We start from the raw sequence: 23,632 nt of genomic DNA on the forward strand, positions 1-23,632 counted from the left end.
CGCGTGGTACACATCACTGCCCAGATTGTGAAATCGCTACCCTCCGAGAGTGAAGATCGCAGGAATGGTGCTCGCCGCCGGAGCCGGCCGCCGGATGGGCAGCCCCAAGGCGCTGGTTCACGACCCCGACGGAGTCACCTGGGTGGTGCGCGCCGCTCGGTTGCTCGACGACGCAGCTTGCGCGCCGGTCGTAGTCGTCGTCGGAGCCGCGGCGGAGCAGGTGCGAGCAGAGCTCGCGGGGATGCCGGTCGAGGTGGTCGAGGCAACGAACTGGCCGGAAGGCATGGGCGCCTCCCTCCGCACCGGCCTCACCGCCCTGGGAGCCGCCGCGGGCTCGGACGACCCCGCGGGTTCGGATGACGCCGCGGGTTCGGATGACGCCGTCGGCGCGGACGCCGCTGTCGGCTACGACGCCGATGCCGGGCCGGAGGGCGTGCTCGTCGTTCCGGTCGATGTCCCCGGCCTGACGGTCTCCGTCCTCCAGCGGATCACGGCCGCCGGGAGCCGGCGTGCCTTGGTGCGAGCCGTCTACGGCGGCCGGCCCGGCCATCCGGTCTTGCTGGGGCGGGAGCACTGGGACGGGGTGATCGCCTCGGCCCGTGGAGACCAGGGCGCCCGCGCGTACCTGAAGGAACACGCTGTGGTGGAGATCGAGTGTTCGGATCTCGCGGAAGGTGCGGACGTGGACACCGTCGGGCAACTGCCGGAGGGCCACCGGCCGGGCTGAGCCTTGGCATCCCGGGGTGACGGGGGCGATGCTGGGCAGATGAACCCCGTCGGCTCCGCGAGTGAGCTTGCCGAGCGTCTGCGGGGGACTGGGTATCTCGCCGGCGAGGGCCTGGCCACGGTCGGGTACCTGGCGCTGGCCCTGCACCGGCCGCTGCTGCTGGAAGGCGAGCCCGGCACCGGCAAGACCTCCCTGGCCGCCGCCCTCGCGGAAGCGCTAGGCGTCCAGCTGATCCGGTTGCAGTGCTACGAAGGCATCGACGCGTCCCAGGCCCTCTACGACTGGGACTTCCCGCGCCAGATCCTGCATCTGCGCACGGTCGAGGCGACCAGCTCCGACGCGGTCGTCGAAGAGGTGGAGAAGAGCCTGTTCGACGAGCGGTTCCTGCTCGCCCGTCCGGTCCTGCGGGCGCTCCGCGAGAGTCCCGCCGTCCTGCTGGTGGACGAGATCGACCGCGCCGACGACGAGTTCGAGGCGTTCCTGCTCGAGGTGCTCTCGACGCATGAGGTGACGATCCCCGAGCTCGGGACGATCACCGCCGACGAGCCGCCGATCGTCGTCCTCACCTCCAACCGCACCCGCGAGGTCCACGACGCGCTGAAGCGCCGTTGTCTCTACCACTGGATCGACCACCCGGGCCTGGCCCGCGAGGTGGAGATCGTCCGCACCCGCCTGCCCGAGGTGTCCGCCCGCCTGGCCGAACAGGTCGCCCGGTCGGTGCAACGGATGCGTGAACTCGACCTGCTCAAGCCGCCCGGCGTCGCCGAGACCCTCGACTGGGCTCGCGCGCTCGATGCTCTCGGCACCGACATCCTCGACGTGGAGACCGCGGCCGCGACCCTCGGCGCGGTCCTGAAGTACCGCGAGGACATCGACCGCGTCCGCGCGTCGCTCGACCGGTTGCTGGCGAGCTGAGCCGAGATGACCACACCCGATGTCGCCCTCGCCGGCTTCGCATCGGCCCTGCGGTACGCGGGTCTGGCCGTGACCGCCGACCGCGTCCACGTCTTCCTCCGAGCGGTCGCCACCCTCGATGCGACCATGACCGCCGACGTGTACTGGTCCGGCCGAGCCGCGCTCTGCAGTGGACCGGACGATACGGCCAAGTACGACGAGGTCTTCTCGGCCTGGTTCTCCGGAGAGCGGTCGGGCGGGGTTGTCCGCCGTACGCCGCAATCTTCGGTGCAGGCCGCACTCGATGCCGACGACGGCGCCGCGGGGGAGGACAGCGACCGGACCGTGAACGTCTCCGCGAGTACGACGGAAGTCCTCCGGCACCGCGATGTCGCCGAACTGTCGGCGAGCGACCGGGCCGAGCTGGCGCGACTGTTCGGAACGCTCCGGCCGCGAGTTCCGGTCCGGCGTGCGACGCGGCGACGCCCGTCGTACCGAGGGGAGATCGACCCGCGGCGGACGCTCCGGGCCCAGCTGCGACAGGTCGGCGAGCCGGCCCGCGTCCAGTACCGCCGGCGCGGCACCCGCCCGCGCCGCATCGTCGTACTGGTCGATGTCTCCGGCTCGATGCGCCCGTACGCCGACAGCCTGCTGCGGCTCGCGCACACGATGGTCCAGCAGGCCCCGCGCTCGGTCGAGGTCTTCACCATCGGCACCCGGTTGACCCGGGTGACCCCGGCGCTGCGTCGCCGCGACGTCGAGTTCGCGCTCCGTGCGGCGGGGGACGTCGTACCGGACTGGTCGGGTGGTACCCGCCTTGGCGAGGTGCTGAAGGTGTTCCTGGACCGCTGGGGCCGGCGGGGGATGGCGCGGCGTGCCGTCGTCGTGGTCTGCAGCGACGGATGGGAGCGCGGGGACGCCGCGCTGCTCGGGGCGCAACTGGAGCAACTGGCCGGCCTGGCGCATCGCGTGGTCTGGCTCAATCCGCATCGGGGCAAGCCCGGGTACCTGCCGGTGCAGGCCGGGATCGTCGCCGTCCTGCCGCACGTCGACGACCTCGTCGCCGGGCACAGCCTGGCCAGCTTCGCGGACCTTCTGGAGGTGGTCGCCGATGCGTGACGTGCTGGAGCGGTTGATGACCTGGTGGGACGCGGGGGAGTCGGTTGCCGTGGGCACCGTCGTCGCGACGTTCGACTCGGCGCCGCGGCAACCGGGTGCGGTGATGCTGGTCGGCCCCGGCCTGGAAGCCGTCGGCAGTGTCTCGGGCGGCTGCGTCGAGGGCGCCGTCTACCAACTCGGTGAGGAGATCCTCGCCTCGGGCGAGCCGGTCCTGCAGCGGTACGGCGTCAGCGACGAGTCGGCCTTCGCCGTAGGCCTCACCTGCGGCGGGATCATCGACATCTTCGTGGAACGGATCGACCGGACGTCGTACCCGGAGCTCGCCGAGGTGGCCGGCGACATCGCTGCCGGGCGTCCGGTGGCGGTGGCGACCGTGGTCGCGCATCCGGATCCGGCGCGGGTCGGCCGGCGGCTGGTGGTCAGACCGGAGGGCCGGCCGGTCGACGGGAGTCTCGGGTCGGAGCGGGCCGACGACGCGGTGGTCGACGACGCTCGCGGACTGCTGGAGAACGGCCGTACGGAGACATTGGAGTACGGGCCGGACGGGCAGCGGCGAGGCGAGGGGATGCGGGTGTTCGTGTCGTCGTACGCGCCGGTGCCGCGGTTGCTGGTGTTCGGGGCGATCGACTTCGCGGCCGCGGTCGCGCGGCTCGGGTCGTTCCTCGGCTATCGCGTGACGGTCTGCGACGCACGGGCAGTCTTCGCGACCGCTTCACGTTTCCCGTCCGCCGACGAGGTGATCGTCGACTGGCCGCATCGCTACCTGTCCGCCGAGGCCGCCGCGGGCCGGATCGACGGCCGGACCGCGATCTGTGTGCTCACCCACGACCCGAAGTTCGACGTACCGCTACTGGAGGTCGCGCTGCGTCTGCCCGAGGTCGCCTACATCGGTGCGATGGGCTCCCGCCGCACCCACGACGACCGCCTCGAACGGCTCCGGGAAGCCGGTCTGACCGACGCCGAGCTGGACCGTCTCGCCAGCCCCATCGGCCTCGACCTCGGCGCCCGCACCCCGGAGGAGACCGCCGTCAGCATCGCCGCGGAGATCATCGCCCAGCACTGGGGCGGCGCCGGCGACCGGCTCTCGCGACGCGCGGGCCGCATCCACCACTGATCCGATCTCTTGTGGTCGAGATCACAGCGGAGCAGGATCAACCGTACGGCGGTTGCTGACATCTGGAGGCGGGGCAATGACCCGGATCACGGTCGAGGTCGACGGAAGCAGCTTCACGGACGACGTGGAGCCGCGCACGCTGCTGGTGCATTATCTGCGCGAGCAGCTGGGAAAGACGGGCACTGTGGTCGGCTGTGACACCGGCAACTGCGGCGCCTGCACAGTGCACCTGGACGGGCGGAGCGTGAAGTCCTGCTCACTGTTCGCCGTCCAGGCCGACGGGCACGAGGTGACCACGATCGAGGGCCTCGCGACCGACGGGCAGCTGCATCCGATGCAGCAGGCCTTCCACGAGAACCATGCCTTGCAGTGTGGATACTGCACACCCGGCATGATCATGCAATCCATCGATCTGATTGCCGACAATCCGGATCCCACCGAGGACGAGGTCCGCCTCGGCCTCGAGGGCAACCTCTGCCGCTGCACCGGCTACCAGAACATCGTGAAGGCCGTCCGGGCCGCAGCCGCCGCGGGAGGTGGCCGATGACCACCACCGAGGACCGCCCGGCGACCGAGATCGGCAACCCGCGCCGCCGCAAGGAGGACGCGCGCCTGATCACCGGCCGGACCCGCTGGACCGACAACATCGTCCTGCCCGGCATGCTGCACCTCGCGATGGTCCGGAGCCCGTTCGCGCACGCCCGGATCACCGCCATCGACACCGCGGCGGCCCGCGCTGCCACCGGTGTGATCGCCGTCCTGACCGGTGCGGACATCGCCGACGAGCAAGGCGGCCTGCCGAACGCGTGGGCCGTCGTCTCCGATCAGAAGGCCCCCGTCCACCCGTCGATGGCGGTCGAGCACGTCGCCTTCGCCGGCGAGATCGTTGCCATGGTCATCGCACGGAACGCGGCCGAGGCGAACGACGCCGCCGATCTGGTCGACGTCGACTACGAGGAACTCGCACCCGCGCTCGACCTGCGGGCCGCGGCCGCGGACGAGGTGATCGCCCACCCGGACCTCGGGACGAACGTGTCTGCGGTCTGGTCCTACGACTCGGCCGAGGCCGGCTCCGGTGACGACGTGGACGCGGCGATCGCGGCGGCCCGTGACGGCGGGATCGTGATCGAGAAGGAGATCCGCCAGCAGCGGCTGATCCCGGCGTTCATGGAACCTCGCTCGATCGTCGTCGATCCGACCACCGAGCAGATGACGGTCTGGTCGTCGACCCAGGTGCCGCACTTCGTGAAGATCTTCATCGCACTGGTGCTCGGCATCCCGGAGCACAAGATCCGCGTGATCGCGCCGGACGTCGGCGGTGGCTTCGGCGGCAAGCTCCAGTTCACGCCGGAGGAAGTGCTTACGGTCATCGCGGCGCGTCACACCGGAAAGCCCTGTAAATACAACGAAACCAGGTCCGAGTCGCTGATGGCGGCGCACCACGGCCGGGACCAGTGGCAGAAGCTCACGCTGGCCGCGAACGCCGACGGCACGGTGACCGGCCTCAAGGTCGACCTGATCGCGAACATGGGCGCGTACCTCGGCCTGGTCACCTCGGCGATCCCGCTGCTCGGGGCCTTCATGTACAACGGCATCTACAAGTTCCCGTCGTACCGCCTCGGCATCACCAACGTCTTCACCAACACGACCTGGACCGACGCCTACCGGGGCGCCGGGCGGCCGGAGGCGACGTTCGCGATCGAGCGGCTGATGGACGAGCTCGCGGTCCGGGTCGGCGCCGACCCGCTGGAGATCCGCGAGCGGAACTGGATCAAGCACGAGGAGTTCCCGTTCTCGACGGTGTCCGGGCTGCGCTACGACTCCGGCAACTACGAGGCGGCGACCGCGAAGGCCAAGGAACTCTTCGGGTACGACGAGCTGCGCGCGGAGCAACTGAAGCGGCGCGAGGCCGGCGACCCGGTCCAGCTCGGCATCGGCATCTCGACGTACACCGAGATGTGCGGGCTGGCGCCGTCGCGCTGGCTCGGCTCGATGGGGTACGTCGGCGGCGGCTGGGAGCACGCGGCGGTCCGGATGCTGCCGACCGGGAAGGTCGAAGTGATCACCGGGACCAGCCCGCACGGCCAGGGGCACGAGACCGCGTGGAGCCAGCTGGTCGCCGACCGGCTCGGCGTCGCGTTCGAGGACATCGAGGTCCTGCACGGTGACACGCAGGTCGCCCCGCGCGGCCTGGACACCTACGGCTCCCGCTCGCTGTCGGTCGGCGGGATGGCGGTGCTCGCCGCGGCCGACAGGGTGATCGAGAAGGCGAAGCCGATCGCGGCCCAGCTGCTCGAGGCCAATGTCGACGACCTCGAGTTCACGGCCGGCCGGTACGGCGTCCGCGGCACCGAGTCGGGGATGACGATGGCCGAGCTCGCGTTCGCGGTCTTCCAGGGGCACAAGCTGGACGGTTCGGCGGAAGGTTGCCTGGACGCCGAGGCGACGCTCGACCCGGACGACTTCTCGTTCCCGCACGGCACCCACCTCTGCGCTGTCGAGGTCGACACCGAGACCGGGGCGACGACCATCCGGTCCTACGTGAGCGTCGACGACGTAGGAGTCGTGGTCAATCCTCTGATCGTCGAGGGGCAGGTGCACGGCGGTCTGGCGCAAGGCATCGCGCAGGCGCTGTTCGAGGAGGCGGTGCACGACGATTCGGGCACGCTGGTCACCGGGTCGTTCGACCAGTATCTGCTGCCGGGTGCGCCCGACCTGCCGAGGTTCGAGACGGCACGCACGGAGACTCCGGCGACGACGAACCAGCTGGGTGTGAAGGGTGTCGGCGAGGCCGGCACGATCGCGTCCACGCCGGCGGTCGTCAATGCGATTGTCGACGCGGTCCGGCACCTCGGTGTGACGGACGTTCCGATGCCATGTACGCCGTACCGCGTGTGGAAGGCGTTGCAGGAAGGAGCCCGGTCATGATTCCCGCGGCGTTCGAGTACTTCAGCCCGACGTCGGTGGACGAGGCAGTGGCCTTGCTGCGTGAGCACTCCGACGCGAAGGTACTGGCCGGTGGGCAGAGCCTGACGCCGGTGCTGCGGTTGCGGCTGGCGGCGCCGGAGACGATCGTCGACCTCGGCAAGATCGACGAGCTGCGGGGCATCCGCGACGACGGGGACGCGCTGGTCCTCGGCGCGATGACACCGCACAGTACGGTGGAGTCCGATCCGCTGGTCGGCGAGCATGCCCGGTTGATTTCGTTGGCGACGGCAACGGTCGGCGACCCGCAGATTCGGCACCGCGGCACGTTCGGCGGCTCGCTCGCCCATGCCGATCCAGCCGGTGATCTTCCCGCGGTGGCGGTCGCACTCGACGCGTCGTTCGTGATCGCCGGGCCGGACGGTCGGCGCACGGTGGCCGCGGCGGACTTCTTCCAGGGAGTGTTCAGTACGGCGCTCGCCGAGGACGAACTGCTGGTCGAGATCCGGGTGCCGAAGTACACCGGTTGGGGAGCGCACTACGAGAAGTTCAACCGGGTCGCCCAGGCGTGGTCGATCGTGTCCGTCGCGGCGGCCGTCCGGCTGGAGGGTGACTCGATCGCGGAGGCGCGCGTTGCGCTCGGCAACATGGGGTCGACGCCGATCCGGGCGAGCGCGGTCGAGGATGCGCTGATCGGCCGGCCCGCGACAGCCGAAGCGGTGCGCGAGGCCGCTGCCCGGGCCGCGGAGGGGACGTCGCCGGTGACCGACATCAATGGTGATGCGGACTATCGGCGGCACCTGGCGACGGTGCTCACCCGGCGGGCGGTCCTGGCTGCGGCAGGTACCGGATGAGGCTGGAGCACAAGTTCGTCGTACCGGCTCCGATCGAGCAGACCTGGGCCGCGTTCAACGACCTCGAACGGGTGGTGCCGTGTTTCCCCGGCGCCACCCTGACGTCGTACGACGGCAACGAGTTCACCGGCTCGGTCAAGGTGAAGCTCGGACCGATCTCGTTGCAGTACACCGGCAACGGCGCCTTCGCCGAGCGCGATCCGGCGGATCACCACGCGGTGATCGAGGCCAAGGGCAAGGACCGGCGCGGCAACGGTACGGCGATCGCGAAGGTCACCACGTACCTCACCGCGTCCGGGCCGACGTCCACGGAGGTCACCGTCGCCACCGACCTCACCATCACCGGCCGGCCGGCCCAGTTCGGCCGCGGCCTGATCCAGGAGGTCTCCAACAAACTCCTCGACGACTTCATCGCGTGCCTGGTCACCAAACTGGAAGCCCCAGTCGAGGCGGCGCCTTCCACGGGCCCGGCAGCCTCGGTTGCCGCCGCACCCGCGGCTGAGCCGACCTCGCCGGCCGCTCAGGCCGGGCCGGCACCGTCAGCTGACGCAGCCACGTCACCCGAAGGCACCACGTCAGCCGGAGGTGCAGTGTCAGTTGGAGGTGCAGCGTCGGCCGCGGGCGCCACCTCGCCTGACCGGCCCCCGTCGCCCGCGGACACCTCGACCGCCTCCCGCACAGGCACGGAGTCTGAATCAGAGACCGTCGCGGAAGTGTCGCTCAACCTCGGGACAACACTGCTCCCCGTGCTGGCCCGCCGAGCCCGCCCGTACATCATCGGCGCGATCGTAGCCCTCATTCTCCGCCGACTACTCCGCCGCTGACGGGCGGGCGAGGGTCGCCCTCAGCCGGCCGTTCGCCCGGAGCGACTCCACCACCCGGCAGACACCACTCACCGTTGTCGCTCCGCCGAGTCAGCAGCAGCCGATCTCCATCCATCACTGCCGCGGCCGCCCCAACCTCAGCGAAGCGGTCCGCCCGACCCGCTCGCTGTACTCATGCCTCGTGGACCTGGGCACCGCGGAGGGTCGTCAGCCATGCTGCGACAGTGGCCGGTGCGGCACCATTGCTCATTTCCGGAACATTGCTGCCACTGGGTGACGATTCCTTTCCGAAGATCGGCCGATCAGAACTGGTCGGGGACGGGTGGGCCGCCGGGTGGCCACTCGACCAGCTCGATGCGGTAGCCGTCGGGGTCTGTGAGCCAGGAGGTCTTGGGGCCCTCGGGGCCACCGGGGAGTTCTGGCGGCGCCGGCTCTAGGCCGGCGGCGGTCAGGTGGTCGATGGTGGCGCTGAGTGAGTCGACCTCGATCGCGAAGTGCTCGAAGCCGCCGGTCTCGATCGACCCGTCGGCCGGCCGGTGCACGAGCTCGAGCGACACGGCGTGTTCATCGGGGAGCTTCAGCCAGACGAGGCTGGACCCGTCGTCGAACGGCACGGTGCCGAGCTCGGTGTAGCCCACGGCCCGGTAGAAGGCGAGCGACCGCTCTAGGTCACTGACGCGGAACGCGAAGAGGATCGTCTTCATGTCGACGATCCAACTGTCGACCACCGGGCCCGTCAACGATCGGGGGTAGGAGAGGATGGCGGCATGCGAGTGCTGATTGCGCCGGACAAGTTCGCGGGCACGTTGACGGCCGTGGAGGCGGCCGCGGCCATCGAGGAAGGGTGGCGGCGGCGGGATCCGGAGGCCGAGGTGCTGGTGGCGCCGATGGCGGACGGCGGGCCTGGGTTCATCGACGTACTCTCGGCGGTCGTCGGCGGGACGCTGCTGTCGGTCACCGTTCGCGGACCGCTCGGCGACGACACCCCGGCGACGGTGCTGCTCGCGGGCGAAACGGCGTACGTCGAGACCGCGCAGGCGTGCGGATTGCACCTGGTGGAGCCGAAGCTGCGCCGGCCCGAGGACGCGACGACGTACGGCGTGGGTCAGCTGATCGCGGCCGCGGTCGACGCCGGGGCGAAGCGGATCATCCTCGGACTCGGCGGCTCGGGCACGAACGACGCCGGCGCCGGACTACTCGCCGCCCTCGGCGCAACGGCAACCAGCGGTCATCAGACGCCCGACGGTGATCAGATGCCCGGCGGTGATCAGACGCCCGACGGTGGTCAAGCGACCGGCGACGGTCGGGCGACCGGCGGTGATCAGGCGGCCGATGATGGTCAAGCGGCCGATGCTGGTCGGGCGGCCGGCGGTGGTCAAGCGGCCGGCGGTGGTCAAGCGACCGGCGGTGGTCAGGCGGCCGATGGTGGCCAGCTGACCGGCGGTGATTCGGGGGCGGGTGCGTCGAGTGGTCGGCTGGACGCCGGGGCTGCCGGGCTCGCCGGGTTGACCTCGGTGGACCTGGAGCCGGCTCGGGCGCGGATGGCGGGGATCGAGTTCGTCGCGGCGAGTGACGTCGAGAACCCGATGCTCGGGCTCCGTGGCGCCACCAACATCTTCGGCACCCAGAAGGGGATCACCGACGACCGCAAGCCCCAGGTCGACGGGTGGCTGACCCACTTCGCCGAGCTGGCCGACCGGAAGACCGCGGACAAGAAGGGCGCCGGCGCCGCGGGCGGCCTCGGGTACGCGCTGCTGCTGCTGGGCGCCGAGCGGGTGTCCGGGATCGACCTGGTCGCGGAGCTGACCGGGCTGAAGGAGAAGGCGTCGCGGGTGGACCTGGTGCTCAGCGGCGAGGGTGCGTTCGATTTCCAGTCCCGCGACGGCAAGGTGATCGCCGGGGTCGCGAAGGTGGCCAACGACGCCATGCGGCCATGCGTCGTACTGGCCGGCAAGGTCCTCATCGGGGCCCGCGAGATGCGCACGATGGGCGTCGAGTCGGCGTACTCCTTGGTGGACCTGGTCGGCGAGGAGCGGGCCTTCGCGGATGCACACGGATCGCTCGCGGCGGTTGCGGAGCGTGTTGCCCGCACCTGGGCTCGCTGACCAGCCTGTGACCGGGGTAGTTGATCCTGGAAATTGGTGTGCGACCATGGGAATGGTTCCGGATCGGCGCTTGTTGGTGCGGAATGACAGCGGACTTTCCGCGCACGGCTGCCTGCCACGCAGCCGGGCGCTCACGAGATGACTGGAGTCAGGAATGACTGAAGCGCAGACCGAGCAGGCCGTCGCCACGGGTGTGATCCTCACCGACGGGGCCGCCGCCAAGGTGAAGGCGCTGCTCGAGCAGGAAGGTCGCGACGACCTCGCGCTGCGGGTCGCCGTGCAGCCGGGTGGTTGCTCCGGCCTGCGGTACCAGCTGTTCTTCGACGAGCGTCAGCTCGACGGCGACGTGGTCGCCGGCTTCGGTGGCGTGAACGTCGTGACGGACCGGATGAGCGCGCCGTACCTGAAGGGCGCCTCGATCGACTTCGTCGACACCATCGAGAAGCAGGGCTTCACGATCGACAACCCGAACGCCACCGGCTCCTGCGCCTGCGGCGATTCGTTCAACTGATCTACCGCCGAAGCCCCGCTCGCCACACTAGGCGAGCGGGGCTTCGTCACGCCCGGATCAGTGCGCCGAGGCTCCTTCGCGGGCGCGCTTCGGCAGCAGCCAGGTGACCGCGAGGCTGATCAGGAACATCCCGATCGCGACCAGCACAGCTGTCTTGGTGGCGCCGAGGAACGCGTGCGCCGGCAGCAGCTGGAAGAAGATCGTGCCGATCACCGCGACTCCGATCGCGCCGCCGAACTGCTGCATGGCGGTCAGTACGCCGGACGCCGAGCCCGCGGCCTGGTCGTCGATCGATGCCAGGATGATGTCGAACAGCGGCGCGAACACCAGGCCGGCACCGATCCCGGTGGCGAGGGTCGCCGGCACCAGATTCCAGATCGTGGTCGCATCGCCGTACGTGTGCAGGGTGAACCAGACACCGCCCATCGCCAGCGTCATCACCGCGACGCCCAGCTGTAGCGCCTTCCGCCCGAGCTTCGGAGCGAGCAGGCCGCCGGACAGCGGCGCGCCGATCGCGATCCCGAGCGAGAACGGCACCATCGCGAGGCCGGCCTTCAGCGGACTGTAGTGCAGTCCGAGCTGGGTGAACAGGTTGAAGACCAGCATGAAGCCGGACATCGCCAGGAAGAACGTGGTGATCACGCCGAGGCCGGCGACGTACCCGCGGTTGCGGAACAGGGACGGGTCGATCACCGGGTTGCCGGACCGGCGCTCACGCCGGCCGAACAGGAGGAACGTCGGCACCGATGCGGCCATCATCAGGATCGTCCACAACGGCCAGCCGAGCTCGCGGCCCTGGACCAGCGGGTAGATCAGCAGACCGGACGCGAGGCTGACCAGGATCACACCGGCCGCGTCGAGCCGGGACGCGCCCGGCGTCTTCACCTCGGGCATGAACCGGAGCGCGCCGACCAGGGCCGCGATGCCGATCGGGACGTTGATGAAGAAGATCATCCGCCAGCCGGCGTCGAACCAGTTCGCGTCGATCAGGGCACCGGCGATGATCGGGCCGGCCACCGCCGACAGACCCATCACCGGGCCGAACATCGCGAACGCCTTGCCGATCTCGTCCGCCGGGAAGACCGCCTTCAGGATCGCGAAGCCCTGCGGGATCATCACCGCGCCGAGCAGACCCTGCGCCACCCGGCTGCCGATCAGTAGCTCAGGGCTTGTCGACAATCCGCAGATCGCGGAGGCGACGGTGAACCCGACGGCGCCGATCAGGAAGAGCCGCCGCCGGCCGACCAGGTCGCCGAGCCGGCCGAAGCTGATCAGCCCGATCGCGAACGCCAGCGTGTACCCGGCCAGCATCCACTGCATCGCCGACTCCGACCCGCCCAGCTCGGCCCGGATCGACGGCGCCGCGATGTTGACGATCGTCGCGTCGACCAGGTCCATGATCTCGGCGATCAGCACGGTCGCGAGGACGAGCCAGCGCCAGCGGTACGGCGTACTCGCGGAGCCGGTCGGTGGTTGGGCGGCTGGGTTGGCCCGGGTGGCAGGCGTGGCCGGGTTGGCCGAGGAGGTGGCGGTCGAGGTGCTCATCGGTGGCTCCTGGGATTGCGAACGGTGTTCGTTGACGAACACTGTTCTACGCGCGAACAGTGTTCCTGTCAAGTACGGTGTTCGCTACAGTGGGGCCATGACCCAGTCGCCGTGGCAGCCGATCAGTCCCGAGAAGCCCGTCCGCGCGGCCCGAACGCCGCTGACCCGGGAACGGATCGTCGACGCGGCCATGCGGGTGCTGGTCGAGCAGGGGTACGAGGCCGTGTCCATGCGCAAGGTCGCCTCGGCGCTCGGGACCGGACCTGCGTCGCTCTACGCGCACGTCGCGAACAAGAAGGAGCTCGATCAGCTGCTGGTCGACCGCGCGGCGCAGGACATGAAGCTCCCGGAGACGCCGGATCCGGAGCGCTGGCAGGAGCAACTGAAGGACGCGATGCGTGAACTGCTCCGGGTGATGCGGGCGAACCCGGGCGTCGCCCGAGCCGCGATCGGGCAGGTACCGCTGGGGGAGCGGGCCCTGCTCAGCACCGAACGGATCCTCGGCATCCTCAAGGCCGGCAACCTCCCCGACCAGGCCGCCGCCTGGGCCGTCGACCTGATCCCGCTCTACGTCACGGCGATCGCCTTCGAGGAGAGCGTGCAGGGAGCCGCCGGCTGGACCGAAGCAGACGTCGAAGGCTTCGTCGCCGGCCTCCGCAACTTCTTCGCCTCCCTCCCCGCCGACCGCTACCCCCTGACCATCGCCCTCGCCGGCCCCCTCACCTCCGGCGCCACCACCGACGCCCGCTTCGAGTTCGGCCTCACCGTCATAGTCGCCGGCCTAGCCGCCCTAGCCGAAACCCCATAACCCCGCCCCCAGCCCGCGCCCCCAGCCTGCGCCGCGTCCAGCGTCTCCCGGCTCCCTGCCCGCCCTCGCCGAAGGAGCCGCGCTCCCAGCCCCGCGCTGCGGCCGCGCCTTGGCTGGGTCTACCTATTCGCCGAGGTCTGACTGCTCGCCACAGCCTGACTACTCGCCAAGGCTTGATGGCTCGATCGGCTCTTGGAGTTCGGTGACCCAGTCAGCAGGGTCCTCCGGGCAGTCGAGGTAGAGCTCCCGCGCAGGCTCGCTGGACCGATAGCCGTTGTCGTCGATCCAGCGAGCCAGCGCCTGCCACGCAGGCAGCACCTGGTCGATCGGCCCGCGATACACCAGCGTCGCAACTCGCACCGCCGGCAGATCAATCACCTCAAGCCCATTGAGGTTGCCGCCGACCCGCTCCGCGTTGCCGTCAGCCAGTGCCGCACTGCCACGAGCCCGTTCGGTGTCGCGGCCGGCTGCCTCCTGGTTGCTGTCAGCCCCCTTCAGGTTGCTGTCGGCATCGAGAGTGGCCGGGACAGTCGCGCGTACGACGACCTCGTCCTCATCCTCGCCCGACTGCGGTCGCGACCGTTCGTACAGACACGTCAAGCGGCCGACCGGTCGGACATCAGCATCGGGGAGCCGGCAGCCGAGTTCGTTACAGAGCGGACGGATAACCGGGACGATGTCCTCCGGAGTGAAGCTCGCAGCCGTGGTGGTCAGTCCGACCAGCCGGATCGCGGGCAGTTCCTTGATCACCACGTCGGCGGCGGGCAGATCGCCCGTGATGCCACGCAGCCGCGACTCGACTTGCGCAAGCCTGGCATAGCTCTCGGCGACGCTCGACTCCAGTTCCGCGCGTCGGATTGTCAACAATGCGAGCAGCTCGGCCGGGCTGATCTCGTCCGCGATCATCGTCCGCACCTGCTCGAGGCCGAAGCCGAGATCCTTCAACGCGACGATCCGGTTCAGCTCGGCGAACTGCCCGGCGGTGTAATTGCGATAGCCCGTCGTCGGATCGACGTACGCCGGCCGCAGCAGCCCAATCGCGTCGTAATGCCGCAACATCCGAACCGACACCCGCCCGTGCCGCGCGAACTCCCCGATGGCGAACAATCCCCACTCCCTTCCAACTCGACGCTAACGCACTCTCATCCGACCGAAGGCGCGCGCCCGCCGATCTGAGTCGAGGCTCGCGTGCGCCCATCTGAGCCGAGGTTCGCGCGCTCCCGTCCGGGCGACGCTCGGACGCTGCCAGGCGGCAGGTCCTCACCGGCTCGAGCAACTGCCGAGTGACTCAAGCGGAGAGCAGTTCTGCGAAGGTGATGGCGGTGTCGTCCTCGTGCCACGGACCGATCACCTGTGCGCCGACGGGCAGACCGTTCGGCGTCTGACCGATCGGCATGCTGAGAGCGGGATGACCGATCAGCGAGGCATGGGCAATCCAGAACGCCTGAGCGTCGTACCGCTGCTCGCCGTACGAAGTCCTGATCGTCCGCTCCTCGAAAGGCCGGTCGTCATGGGGGAACGCAGCGGTGAAGCTGGTCGGACACAGGAACACGTCGACATCCTCGAAGTACTGCTGCCACTTCTGCCGCGTGACCATCCGCCGACGCTCCTGCTCGATCACCTCGGCGAGACTCGCGGACGTCGGCGCGCCGCCGTGCAACGCGAAGAACAGTTCGACTTGGGATCCGAACGCCTCGGCCTGCTCCTCGGGATCGACCCCGTCGGGCCAGCCCTCGACGATCTTGGCGCCACTCCGACCGAGCCGATCGATCGTCTCGGACAGCGCCGTGCCCACCTCGCTCGACACGGGCGCGGCCGCATGGTCGGACACAACGCCGACCCGGAAGTCCGCAAGCCGCTGCCGCCGCGAGGGCCGAAGCTCCCACGAGAACGGCGCCGCCGGCCCGCCGGTCACCTGCAGTGCCGTCCGCAGGTCTGCGGCCGATCGCGCGAGTGGTCCGATTGTCGACAAGTTCGGGAACTCGTTCGGCAGTTCCGGCGGCCCTGGCACCTGGAAGCCCTGCAGGGGGACCAGTCCGGTGGTCGGCTTCAGCCCGTAGACACCGCAGTACGCCGCGGGCAGCCGGATCGACCCGACGAGGTCCGACCCGTACTCGAGGTAGCTCAGTCCCGCGGCCAGCGCCGCCGCGCCACCTCCGCTCGAGCCGCCCGGCGTACGGGAGAGGTCGGCGGGGTTGTTCGTCCGTCCATAGATCTCGTTCGAGGTCTGCCCGAAATCCGCGAGCATGGTGTGGACATTGCTCTTGCCGACAATGATCGCGCCGGCCCGGCTGAGTCGCTCGACCACAGTCGCGTCCCGATCCGCGACGTACTCCGCGAACGCCGGATTGCCCCACGTCGTACGCATCCCCGCGACGTTGAAGCACTCCTTGATCGTTATCGGTACGCCATGCAGCGGTCCGACCGCGCGCCCCTCCGCGACAGCCGCATCAGCCGCATCCGCGGCCAGCAGTGCAAACTCCGCCCGCGTCTCCACGACCGCGTTCACCGCGTCGTCACCCGCGATCCGCGCCAGCACGTCCTCGGTCACCGCCCGCGACGTGACCTCACCGCGCCGAATCCGCTCCGCAATCTCCGTAGCCGTCGTCGTCATGCCGCCGGTCTACGCCCTCACACAGTGTCAGAGTCAACCAACCCACCAGCCGCCGAAAGGACCTAGCACCAGCTGACACCCTGCGGCTAACCGCCGACCGCTAACTAGCGGCTGGTGAGTCGGGCGATGGCGTCTTCCATGTGGGCGGCTAGGAGGTCGTCGGCTTGGAGGTGGTCGCCGGCGCGGATGGCTTCGGCGATGTGTCGGTGTTCGTCGACGCGGGCCTCCGCGCCCGAGTAGGTGGCCGCGAGGGCGTGGATGCACATGCGGGTTTCGGTGATGAGGGTTTTGTGGATTCGGGTCAGGCGGGGGCTGGCGGCCAAGTGGACCAGGAGTTCGTGGAAGGCGATGTCGATCTCGCCGACGGCGGCTGGGTCGCCTTCGGCTTCGCTCATTTTGCGGACTACGGCGAGGAGTTCGTCGCCAGCCGCCTCGTAGTCGCCGGCGACTACGAGGCGGGCGGCGGTGCGTTCGATCGCCTCGCGGGCCAGGTACATGTCGCGGATCTCGTCCACCGTCATGTCGATGACGAACAGGCCGCGGTTGCGGATCGGGACCAGCAGGCCTTCCTGGGTGAGCCGCTGCATGCCTTCCCGGAGCGGCCCGCGGCTGACGCCGAGCTTGCGGGCCAGGTCCGCCTCGCCGAGCTGGGCGCCGGGCTTGAGCTCGCCGGCTCCGATCGCCTTGCGCAGTTTGTCGGCGATGATGCTCGGCGTCGACTCCTGCGTCAGCGGCTCGATGTAACTGGTCACGCGTAGGTCCCCCTTGATGAAAACAGACTGCCCAAGCTTGGCAGAGACGGTACTGGGCCAAGCAAATCGAGCCCTTTCCACACCGTCACCTGGTTGGCGGTGAGCACTGGCTTGCCGATCGCCGCCTCTTCCTGGCTGACCGGCGCGCAAATAGGTAGATTGTCGACAATGCTAACCCCAGACAATCTCGCCGCTGGAAGAGTCGATCCGCGGGCGGGCTCCGGTCTCGGGTACGACGTCGCGCGGCTGGCGGCCGGTCTTCGCCGGGAACTCAAGGGGTCCGTGGCGGACGACCGACGGACCCGGGCGCTCTACGCGACGGACGGTTCGAACTATCGCGCCGTACCTGACTTGGTCGTCGTACCGGCCGATGCCGAGGAGTTGGCGATCGCGGTCACGCTGACCGCGGCGGCCGGGGCGCCGGTGGTGCTGCGCGGCGGGGGTACGTCGATGGCCGGCAACGCGATCGGTGGCGTGGTGATCGATGCATCGCGGCATGTGAACCGGATTCTGGACATCGACCCGGGCGCGCGGACGGCGGTCGTCGAGCCGGGGGTCGTGTTGACGGACCTGCTGGCGGCGGTGAGGCCGTACGGCTTGGCGTTCGGGGCGGATCCGTCGTCGGGGAGCCGGGCGACGCTCGGCGGGATGATTGCCAATAACGCGTGCGGGGCGCATTCCGTGGCCTGGGGGACGACTGCCGACAATCTGCAATCGCTCGATGTGGTGTTTGCGGACGGCACCAGGATGACGGTCGGGTCCACCGGAGACCGTGCCGAGTGTGCGGCAAGGCTCGGGCGTGAGGGGGAGGTGCACCGGGCGCTGCAAGCGTTGGTGGATCGGAATGAGTTGCTGATCCGGCGGAGGTTCGGGCAGTTCAGTCGGCAGATCTCCGGGTATGCGCTGCATCGGTTGTTGCCGGAGTACGGGTACAACGTCGCGGCGCTGCTCTCTGGGAGCGAAGGCGGCCTGGCGGCGACGCTGCGGGCGACGGTGCGGTTGAGTGAGTTGCCGAAGGCAAAGGTTTTGTGTGTGCTCGGGTTCGGGGACTCGATCATTTCGGCGGACTGTGTGCCGATCGTGTTGCGGCATCACCCGCTGACGATGGAATCCATCAACAGCGACCTGGTCGAGCGCCTGCCTTCGGAGGTCCGCGATGCCGCGGTGCGCGCCGGATTGCCGGCGGGGAAGGCGTGGTTGCTCGTCGAGATGGGCGGAGACGACGAGGTGCTGGCCGCCCGCGCCGCCCAGGCCATGCTCGACGAACTCCGCGACTCCGCCCCAACTACGACAACCACCGGCCCGAGCTCACCGGCCGCCGGCTCATCGGCCGCGGCCTCGTCCGGGGGAGCTGCGGGTTCGGGCTTGCCGGCTGCCCGCTCATCTGCTGCCGGCTCGTGGGCCGCGGCCTCGTCCGGGGCAGGCGTGGGTTCGGGCTCACCTGCCGCCGGCTCACCTGCGGCCGGCTCATCGGGCGCCGCTTCGTTCGGGGTGACCGCGGGGTTGGGCTCGGTCGGGGGCGGGGCGGCTGCGACGGCCAGTCTGGTGACGGATCCGGCGGCTCAGGCTGTTTTGTGGCGGTGTCGGACGGATGCGGCTGGGCTGGCGACTCGGAGGGCGGATGGAGCTGAGGCGTGGGGTGGTTGGGAGGACGCCGCCGTACCGCCTGCGCGGTTGGGTGCTTACCTTCGCGGCCTTGACGAGTTGCTGGGCAGGCATGATCTGTCCGGGGCGTCGTACGGGCATTTCGGTGAGGGCTGCATGCATATGCGGATCGACTTCGACCTGCTCAGTACGCGCGGCATCGCGAGGTACCGGGAGTTCGTCGAGCAGGCGACGGAGCTCGTGGTCGGGTTGGGCGGTTCGGTCTCCGGGGAGCACGGCGACGGGCGGGCGCGGTCGGAGTTGCTCAGCCGGATGTACGGCACCGACGGGGTGCGGCTGTTCGCGGAACTGAAGGAGATCTGGGATCCGGCGCGGGTGATGAACCCCGGCATGATCGTCGACCCGCCGCCGCTCGACCTGGCGATCCGTCACGACGGGCCGGCGAAGGATCGTCGATTGCCGACAATCTTCACGTATCCGGACGACGGGCACGACTTCGCGCAGGCGCAACGCCGGTGTGTGGGGATCGGCAAGTGCCGGCAGAGTTCGGGCGGCGTGATGTGCCCGAGTTATCAGGTGACGCACGACGAACTGCATTCGACCCGTGGCCGCGCGCACCTGCTCTGGGAGATGCTGCAGGGCGACGTGATCGCGGACGGCTGGCGGTCGACCGAAGTACGCGATGGGTTGGACCTTTGCCTGTCCTGCAAGGGATGTCTGTCCGATTGTCCGGTCAATGTGGACATGGCGACGTACAAGGCCGAGTTCACCCAGCATCACTACGCGCGCCGCCCATGGGCGCGGCCGTTGTCGCATTGGTCGATGGGGTGGCTGCCGTTGTGGGCCCGGCTCGCGTCGCCGGTACCGGGGCTGGCGAATCGTTTTGCGAGGGCGCGGCTGATCAAGCGGCTTGGTGGGATCGCGGCCGAGCGCGAAGTTCCGCCCTTCGCCCGGCAGACCTTTACTTCTTGGTTTGCTGCTCGTGGGGGTTCGTCGACCGGTGGCAGCAAGGTCGTGTTGTGGCCGGATACGTTCACCGATCACCTGGCGCCTGAGATCGGGCGGGCGGCGGTCGAGGTGCTGGAGGCGGCCGGGTTCGAGGTGGTACTGCCGGACAAGCCCGTGTGCTGCGGTCTGACCTGGATCTCGACCGGGCAGCTGAAGAAGGCCCGGCGCGTCCTCAACCGTTCGCTGCGGATCCTCGCGCCGCATCTCGCCGCAGGTACGCCGATCGTGGGTCTCGAACCGAGTTGTACTGCGGCCCTCCGGCACGACGCACCTGATCTGATTGCCGACAATCCACTCGTCGACCAGGCCGCGCACGCTACGCGGACGTTCGCCGAGTTCCTGGTCGAGTCGGGTTGGGAACCTCCGCAGGTCGGGGGAGAGGCGCTAGTACAGACGCATTGCCACCAGCACGCTGTGCTCGGGTTCGACGCCGATCGCCGGGTGATGGCGGCGGCAGGCATCGACGCCACCGTGCCCGACTCCGGGTGCTGCGGCCTGGCCGGCAACTTCGGGTTCGAGCGCGACCACTACGACGTCTCGAGGGCGATTGGTGAGCGCGTTCTGCTCCCCGCCGTACGAGCGTTGCCCGAAGCGACCGCCGTACTGGCCGACGGCTTCAGTTGCCGCACCCAGATCGCCCATGGCACCTCACGCCGAGCCCACCACCTGGCCGAACTCCTCGCAACCGCACTCCGCCCGCAAGGCGAGGACCGCGGCCCGCGGCTGTAGCTGTGCACCGGTAGCCCGGCGGGCGCGGCGGCCGAGGGGCGCGGCGGTGCGGATGGCCCGGTGGGCGGGTGGTGCGATGGCGCGGCTGCCTGTTGGTGCGGATGGTGCCGTGGGCCGGTGGTGCGACTGCCCGGTGGCTAGTTGGGGAGGTCGCGGTCGAGGTGGTCGGCGTGGAAGAGGGCCTGGTCGAGGAGTTTGCGGACGTGGTGGTCGGCGGCCGAGTAGTAGACGAACGTGCCTTCGCGGCGGCCGCGGACCAGGCCGGCTAGGCGGAGTTTCGCCAGGTGCTGACTGACGGCGGCAGGCGCGGCACCGGTGAGCTCGGCCAGGCAGGCGACTGACGACTCGCCTTGGAGGAGTGCCCACAGCACGCGGATCCGGGTCGGGTCGGCGAGCAGGCGGAAGGATTCGGCGGCGAGGTGCACCTGCTCCTCGTTCGGCATCTCGAAATCGTCGATCGACGAGTGCATGCCCGGCACTCTACCTGGGACCTGCCTACTTGCGTATATGCATGGATGCGCAGATAACATGATCTCATGAATGCAGGACAAGGAGCTCCAGCGGATCACGGTCGATCGCACGATCACGGTCACGGCCACGATCATGATCGCGGGCGTGATCACGGGGATGGTCACGAGGCCGGTGGCGGGCATGGTCTTGAGGCGGGTGGCGAGCGTGGTCACGAGCACGGGCGTGGTCACGATCACGATCAAGGCGACGATCGCGGTCACGGGCGTGGTCACGGCCACGATCACGGGCTCGGTCACGGTCACGGGCATGGGCATGAGGCCGGTGGTGGGCGGCGCGGGGCGGTCGGGTGGGTGGTGCGGATGGTCAGGCCGCATCGGCATGACGCGGCGGAGTCGGTCGACGCCGCGCTCGAAGGGAGTGCAGAGGGCATCCGCGCAGTCAAGCTCAGCCTGGCCGGCCTCGGCCTGACCGCGATCGCCCAGGCCAGTCTCGTCCTCCTCACCGGCTCGGTTGCGCTGCTCGCCGATACCATCCACAACTTCTCGGACGCGTTGACCGCCGTCCCGCTCTGGGCGGCCTTCGTACTGGCGCGCCGGCCGGCGACCCGGCGCTACACCTATGGGTACGGGCGCGCCGAGGATCTCGCCGGGATCTTCATCGTCGCGATGATCGCGTTGTCGGCAGTCGTCGCCGGGTACGAGTCGATCCGCCGACTCGTCGACCCGCGGCCACCCGAGCACCTGGCGGTGCTGATCATCGCCGGTCTGGTCGGATTCGCCGGCAACGAACTCGTCGCGGCGTACCGGATCCGGGTCGGCCGCCGGATCGGCTCCGCGGCGCTGGTCGCGGACGGACTGCATGCCCGCGCCGACGGGTTCACCTCACTCGCGGTCGTGCTCGGCGCGATCGGCGTACTGGCCGGCTTCCCGCTGGCCGACCCACTCGTCGGCCTCGGTATCACGGTCGCGATCCTCGTCGTACTGAAGAGCGCGTGGACCGACGTCTACCGGCGGCTGATGGACGCGATCGATCCGGAGCTGCTCGTCACCGCCGAGACCACCCTGCGTGGCACGCCCGGCGTGACCGCGATCGAGGACCTCCGCCTCCGCTGGACGGGACATCGCATCCGGGCCGAGACGAGCGTTGTCGTCGATCCGTCCCTGACTCTCGCCGATGCACACGCGATTGCGCATGACGCCCACCACCGCCTGTCCCACTCCCTGCCCAAACTCCACAGCGCCACAGTGCACGTAAGCCCTGCCGGGGGCTGATCCTGTTCAGCTCAGAAGGCGCAGGGCGGTGAGGGCGTACGCGCGGGCAGCCGTCACGAGCTCGTGGATCGCCACGGATTCGTCGGCACGGTGCGCCTGCGTTGTGACCGAGCCGGGGCCGAGGACGACGACGGGTACGCCGAGATCGCGGGCGACGTACCCACCGTCGCAAGCCGCGGTCCAGCCGCCCAATGGGAGCTCGGGACCGCCGGCGTCGACCCGGGCGGCCTCGGTGATGCGGACGAGGTCGGTATCGGCCGCGGTCTCGAAGGCGGGCATCTCCATCGGCATGTCGAGGTCGACCGTCAGCCCACGGTCCTCCAGCCGGAGCGCCGCGACGCGGTGACGGAGATCGTCGAGTACGGCGGCCGGCGACTCGCCGGGGAGGAGCCGGCGGTCGGCGACGATCACGCACTCGGCCGGAACGATCGATCCGCCGGTGCCGCCGTTGATCTGACCCACGCTCCAGGTGGCGGGGCCGAGCAGCGGATGGGGGTCGGCGGCAAGGATCGTGTGCAGCCGTTCGATTTCGGCGACGACTGCGGCCGCGCCGTAGATCGCGTTCGCGCCATCTGCCGGGTTGCCGGCGTGACAGGCTCGGCCGTGGACTGCGACGCGTAGGTACGAGTCGCCCCGAGCGGCGATGATTGTCTGCAGGTCGGTCGGTTCGGCGGTGACGCACCCGACGAAGGATCGCTGCGTGTCGGCGACGTACGCGCGGATGCCTTTGCCGGTCTCCTCCTCGTCCATGACCGCCGCCAGCTCGACCGGTCCGCTCAGGCGGGTGCCGCGCAGCGCGGCGAGAGCAACCAGGGCCGCCGCGAGGCCGCCCTTCATGTCGGAGGCGCCGCGGCCGTAGATCCGCCCGTCGCGAACCTCCCCGCCGAACGGATCGGTCGTCCACCCGTCACCAACAGGCACGACGTCCGTGTGCCCAAGCAGCAACACCCCCGCATCATTGCCGGAGGCAAGAGTGATGGTGAGGTTGTCGCGGCCGGGCTCGACGGGCGTGGTGACCACCTCGAGCCCGAGCTCCCGGCCTGCCGCGGCCAGAACCGCGACTGTCGCCGCCTCATCGCCGGGCGGGTTCTGCCCAGGCGCCCGCAACAGTTCCGTGGTGACCCGCACCAGCAGATCCTCGTCGATACGATCCAGCACAGCCTGCTCGGCGGACGTCACGCTCATGCTGCCCTAGCCTAGGCCGACCTCCCGGTCAGGTTGGCCCGCCAGCCGCCGTACGACGTGATCGGAACAACTGCCGCGCCGACTCCGCCGCATCGTCCTCCGAGGCCGGCAGCGGAAACCTTCACCGCTCGAGCGGGCGGAGGAAGCTGCGGTCGTAACGCAGCACGCACCCGCTGTCGTCCCGAATCTTGTCCGCGGCAACGAAATCCGGATCCACCCCGAACAGCGCGCGGTACTTCTCGTACGCCGCCAGGCTCGGGAAACTGAACAACGCAAGCGCCCGATCGCTGGCGCCTTCCGCAGGCAAGAAGTACCCGTGATGAGTACCACCATGCCGCTCGACCAGCTCGATCCACCGCCGGCCGAACTCCTCGAACGCCTCGATCTCCGCCGGATCGATGACGTAGTCGACGACGCACGTGATCATCTCGCTCCTCCTTGCTCTCGCCGCCCTGATGCATTCCGGAGTCTCGCGGACGGACTCGCCGCGCCCGTGCTCGTCGCCCGCGAGACCGGGACACCGGACGACTGTATCCGGACCGCTTCTTCCCTGGAGCCGCACCTCGAGGAC

General features: G+C 69.7%; 22 protein-coding genes. 13 read left to right on the forward strand and 9 right to left on the reverse strand.

Features of this window, described 5'->3' with window-relative positions; all coding sequences use genetic code 11:
- Positions 1–49: 49 nt before the first annotated feature.
- The 8 genes from OG555_RS28845 (at position 50) to OG555_RS28880 (ending at position 8,457) form a co-directional block, all read left to right on the forward strand.
- Positions 50–727 carry a nucleotidyltransferase family protein gene (locus OG555_RS28845; protein WP_329475687.1) on the forward strand — a complete coding sequence of 226 codons (678 nt, stop codon included), beginning with the start codon at positions 50–52 and terminating at the stop codon, positions 725–727.
- A gap of 39 nt (positions 728–766) precedes the next feature.
- Positions 767–1,642, forward strand: coding sequence for an AAA family ATPase (locus OG555_RS28850; protein ID WP_329475688.1), 876 nt, complete (start codon positions 767–769; stop codon positions 1,640–1,642).
- Between the two features lie 6 nt (positions 1,643–1,648).
- Positions 1,649–2,740 (forward strand): vWA domain-containing protein, encoded by a 1,092-nt coding sequence (locus tag OG555_RS28855; RefSeq protein WP_329475689.1) that lies wholly within the window; start codon positions 1,649–1,651, stop codon positions 2,738–2,740.
- A complete protein-coding gene (locus OG555_RS28860; RefSeq protein WP_329475690.1) occupies positions 2,733–3,854 on the forward strand; it encodes an XdhC/CoxI family protein in 1,122 nt (373 codons plus the stop codon). The genes OG555_RS28855 and OG555_RS28860 overlap by 8 nt, the downstream gene beginning before the upstream one ends.
- 76 nt (positions 3,855–3,930) lie before the next feature.
- Entirely contained in the window at positions 3,931–4,401 is a 471-nt protein-coding gene (locus OG555_RS28865) for a (2Fe-2S)-binding protein (protein ID WP_328521933.1), read from the forward strand.
- Positions 4,398–6,782 (forward strand): xanthine dehydrogenase family protein molybdopterin-binding subunit, encoded by a 2,385-nt coding sequence (locus tag OG555_RS28870; RefSeq protein WP_329475691.1) that lies wholly within the window; start codon positions 4,398–4,400, stop codon positions 6,780–6,782. The genes OG555_RS28865 and OG555_RS28870 overlap by 4 nt, the downstream gene beginning before the upstream one ends.
- Positions 6,779–7,633: an FAD binding domain-containing protein gene (locus tag OG555_RS28875; protein WP_329475692.1), complete on the forward strand. Its 855-nt coding sequence runs from the start codon at positions 6,779–6,781 to the stop codon at positions 7,631–7,633. Before OG555_RS28870 ends, OG555_RS28875 begins: the two co-directional genes overlap by 4 nt.
- Complete coding sequence (locus tag OG555_RS28880) at positions 7,630–8,457, forward strand: SRPBCC family protein (RefSeq protein ID WP_329475693.1); 828 nt, start codon at positions 7,630–7,632, stop codon at positions 8,455–8,457. Before OG555_RS28875 ends, OG555_RS28880 begins: the two co-directional genes overlap by 4 nt.
- On the opposite strand, the gene OG555_RS42985 is transcribed toward OG555_RS28880, so the two are convergent.
- Both OG555_RS42985 and OG555_RS28885 read right to left on the reverse strand, forming a co-directional pair.
- Positions 8,429–8,572, reverse strand: a complete 144-nt coding sequence (locus OG555_RS42985; protein WP_405072228.1) for an NUDIX domain-containing protein — start codon at positions 8,570–8,572, stop codon at positions 8,429–8,431. The genes OG555_RS28880 and OG555_RS42985 overlap by 29 nt on opposite strands.
- Before the next feature lie 187 nt (positions 8,573–8,759).
- Positions 8,760–9,161, reverse strand: coding sequence for a VOC family protein (locus OG555_RS28885; RefSeq protein WP_329475694.1), 402 nt, complete (start codon positions 9,159–9,161; stop codon positions 8,760–8,762).
- Positions 9,162–9,224: 63 nt separating this feature from the next.
- Between OG555_RS28885 and OG555_RS28890 the strand changes: the two genes are divergently transcribed.
- Positions 9,225–10,562 carry a glycerate kinase family protein gene (locus tag OG555_RS28890; protein WP_329475695.1) on the forward strand — a complete coding sequence of 446 codons (1,338 nt, stop codon included), beginning with the start codon at positions 9,225–9,227 and terminating at the stop codon, positions 10,560–10,562.
- 154 nt (positions 10,563–10,716) lie between these two features.
- Positions 10,717–11,073 (forward strand): HesB/IscA family protein, encoded by a 357-nt coding sequence (locus OG555_RS28895; RefSeq protein ID WP_328521926.1) that lies wholly within the window; start codon positions 10,717–10,719, stop codon positions 11,071–11,073.
- A 57-nt stretch (positions 11,074–11,130) separates the two neighbouring features.
- On the opposite strand, the gene OG555_RS28900 is transcribed toward OG555_RS28895, so the two are convergent.
- Positions 11,131–12,618 carry a DHA2 family efflux MFS transporter permease subunit gene (locus OG555_RS28900; RefSeq protein ID WP_329475696.1) on the reverse strand — a complete coding sequence of 496 codons (1,488 nt, stop codon included), beginning with the start codon at positions 12,616–12,618 and terminating at the stop codon, positions 11,131–11,133.
- A gap of 97 nt (positions 12,619–12,715) precedes the next feature.
- On the opposite strand from OG555_RS28900, the gene OG555_RS28905 reads away from it, so the two are divergent.
- Positions 12,716–13,426: a TetR/AcrR family transcriptional regulator gene (locus tag OG555_RS28905; protein WP_329475697.1), complete on the forward strand. Its 711-nt coding sequence runs from the start codon at positions 12,716–12,718 to the stop codon at positions 13,424–13,426.
- A 159-nt stretch (positions 13,427–13,585) separates the two neighbouring features.
- On the opposite strand, the gene OG555_RS28910 is transcribed toward OG555_RS28905, so the two are convergent.
- From OG555_RS28910 to OG555_RS28920, 3 genes are all read right to left on the reverse strand, one after another.
- Complete coding sequence (locus OG555_RS28910) at positions 13,586–14,533, reverse strand: MerR family transcriptional regulator (RefSeq protein WP_329475698.1); 948 nt, start codon at positions 14,531–14,533, stop codon at positions 13,586–13,588.
- A gap of 181 nt (positions 14,534–14,714) precedes the next feature.
- On the reverse strand, positions 14,715–16,040 hold the full coding sequence (locus OG555_RS28915; RefSeq protein WP_329475699.1) for an amidase family protein: 1,326 nt from the start codon (positions 16,038–16,040) through the stop codon (positions 14,715–14,717).
- A gap of 104 nt (positions 16,041–16,144) precedes the next feature.
- Complete coding sequence (locus tag OG555_RS28920) at positions 16,145–16,792, reverse strand: GntR family transcriptional regulator (protein WP_329475700.1); 648 nt, start codon at positions 16,790–16,792, stop codon at positions 16,145–16,147.
- A gap of 168 nt (positions 16,793–16,960) precedes the next feature.
- Between OG555_RS28920 and OG555_RS28925 the strand changes: the two genes are divergently transcribed.
- Positions 16,961–20,134, forward strand: coding sequence for an FAD-binding and (Fe-S)-binding domain-containing protein (locus OG555_RS28925; protein WP_329475701.1), 3,174 nt, complete (start codon positions 16,961–16,963; stop codon positions 20,132–20,134).
- 137 nt (positions 20,135–20,271) lie between these two features.
- Here the strand turns inward: OG555_RS28925 and OG555_RS28930 are convergent, their stop codons facing one another.
- A complete protein-coding gene (locus tag OG555_RS28930) occupies positions 20,272–20,919 on the reverse strand; it encodes an ArsR/SmtB family transcription factor (protein ID WP_329475702.1) in 648 nt (215 codons plus the stop codon).
- 45 nt (positions 20,920–20,964) lie between these two features.
- On the opposite strand from OG555_RS28930, the gene OG555_RS28935 reads away from it, so the two are divergent.
- Positions 20,965–21,876 (forward strand): cation diffusion facilitator family transporter, encoded by a 912-nt coding sequence (locus OG555_RS28935; RefSeq protein WP_329475703.1) that lies wholly within the window; start codon positions 20,965–20,967, stop codon positions 21,874–21,876.
- Positions 21,877–21,882: 6 nt separating this feature from the next.
- Here the strand turns inward: OG555_RS28935 and OG555_RS28940 are convergent, their stop codons facing one another.
- Positions 21,883–23,061 (reverse strand): M20 family metallopeptidase, encoded by a 1,179-nt coding sequence (locus OG555_RS28940; protein WP_329475704.1) that lies wholly within the window; start codon positions 23,059–23,061, stop codon positions 21,883–21,885.
- Positions 23,062–23,182: 121 nt separating this feature from the next.
- Positions 23,183–23,488: an NIPSNAP family protein gene (locus OG555_RS28945; RefSeq protein ID WP_329475705.1), complete on the reverse strand. Its 306-nt coding sequence runs from the start codon at positions 23,486–23,488 to the stop codon at positions 23,183–23,185.
- Positions 23,489–23,632: the final 144 nt, after the last annotated feature.

It is taken from the genome of Kribbella sp. NBC_01484 (assembly GCF_036227145.1).
GTDB lineage: Bacteria > Actinomycetota > Actinomycetes > Propionibacteriales > Kribbellaceae > Kribbella.

Excerpts from the sequence above, each read along its gene's own strand:
- OG555_RS28850 (WP_329475688.1), top strand. The coding sequence starts at position 767 with ATGAACCCCGTCGGCTCCGCGAGTGAGCTTGCCGAGCGTCTGCGGGGG.
- OG555_RS28855 (WP_329475689.1), top strand. The coding sequence starts at position 1,649 with ATGACCACACCCGATGTCGCCCTCGCCGGCTTCGCATCGGCCCTGCGG.
- OG555_RS28860 (WP_329475690.1), top strand. The coding sequence starts at position 2,733 with ATGCGTGACGTGCTGGAGCGGTTGATGACCTGGTGGGACGCGGGGGAG.
- OG555_RS28865 (WP_328521933.1), top strand. The coding sequence starts at position 3,931 with ATGACCCGGATCACGGTCGAGGTCGACGGAAGCAGCTTCACGGACGAC.
- OG555_RS28870 (WP_329475691.1), top strand. The coding sequence starts at position 4,398 with ATGACCACCACCGAGGACCGCCCGGCGACCGAGATCGGCAACCCGCGC.
- OG555_RS28875 (WP_329475692.1), top strand. The coding sequence starts at position 6,779 with ATGATTCCCGCGGCGTTCGAGTACTTCAGCCCGACGTCGGTGGACGAG.
- OG555_RS28880 (WP_329475693.1), top strand. The coding sequence starts at position 7,630 with ATGAGGCTGGAGCACAAGTTCGTCGTACCGGCTCCGATCGAGCAGACC.
- OG555_RS42985 (WP_405072228.1), bottom strand. The coding sequence starts at position 8,572 with ATGGATGGAGATCGGCTGCTGCTGACTCGGCGGAGCGACAACGGTGAG.
- OG555_RS28885 (WP_329475694.1), bottom strand. The coding sequence starts at position 9,161 with ATGAAGACGATCCTCTTCGCGTTCCGCGTCAGTGACCTAGAGCGGTCG.
- OG555_RS28890 (WP_329475695.1), top strand. The coding sequence starts at position 9,225 with ATGCGAGTGCTGATTGCGCCGGACAAGTTCGCGGGCACGTTGACGGCC.
- OG555_RS28895 (WP_328521926.1), top strand. The coding sequence starts at position 10,717 with ATGACTGAAGCGCAGACCGAGCAGGCCGTCGCCACGGGTGTGATCCTC.
- OG555_RS28900 (WP_329475696.1), bottom strand. The coding sequence starts at position 12,618 with ATGAGCACCTCGACCGCCACCTCCTCGGCCAACCCGGCCACGCCTGCC.
- OG555_RS28905 (WP_329475697.1), top strand. The coding sequence starts at position 12,716 with ATGACCCAGTCGCCGTGGCAGCCGATCAGTCCCGAGAAGCCCGTCCGC.
- OG555_RS28915 (WP_329475699.1), bottom strand. The coding sequence starts at position 16,040 with ATGACGACGACGGCTACGGAGATTGCGGAGCGGATTCGGCGCGGTGAG.
- OG555_RS28925 (WP_329475701.1), top strand. The coding sequence starts at position 16,961 with ATGCTAACCCCAGACAATCTCGCCGCTGGAAGAGTCGATCCGCGGGCG.
- OG555_RS28930 (WP_329475702.1), bottom strand. The coding sequence starts at position 20,919 with ATGCCCATGCCCGTGACCGTGACCGAGCCCGTGATCGTGGCCGTGACC.
- OG555_RS28935 (WP_329475703.1), top strand. The coding sequence starts at position 20,965 with ATGGTCAGGCCGCATCGGCATGACGCGGCGGAGTCGGTCGACGCCGCG.
- OG555_RS28940 (WP_329475704.1), bottom strand. The coding sequence starts at position 23,061 with ATGAGCGTGACGTCCGCCGAGCAGGCTGTGCTGGATCGTATCGACGAG.
- OG555_RS28945 (WP_329475705.1), bottom strand. The coding sequence starts at position 23,488 with ATGATCACGTGCGTCGTCGACTACGTCATCGATCCGGCGGAGATCGAG.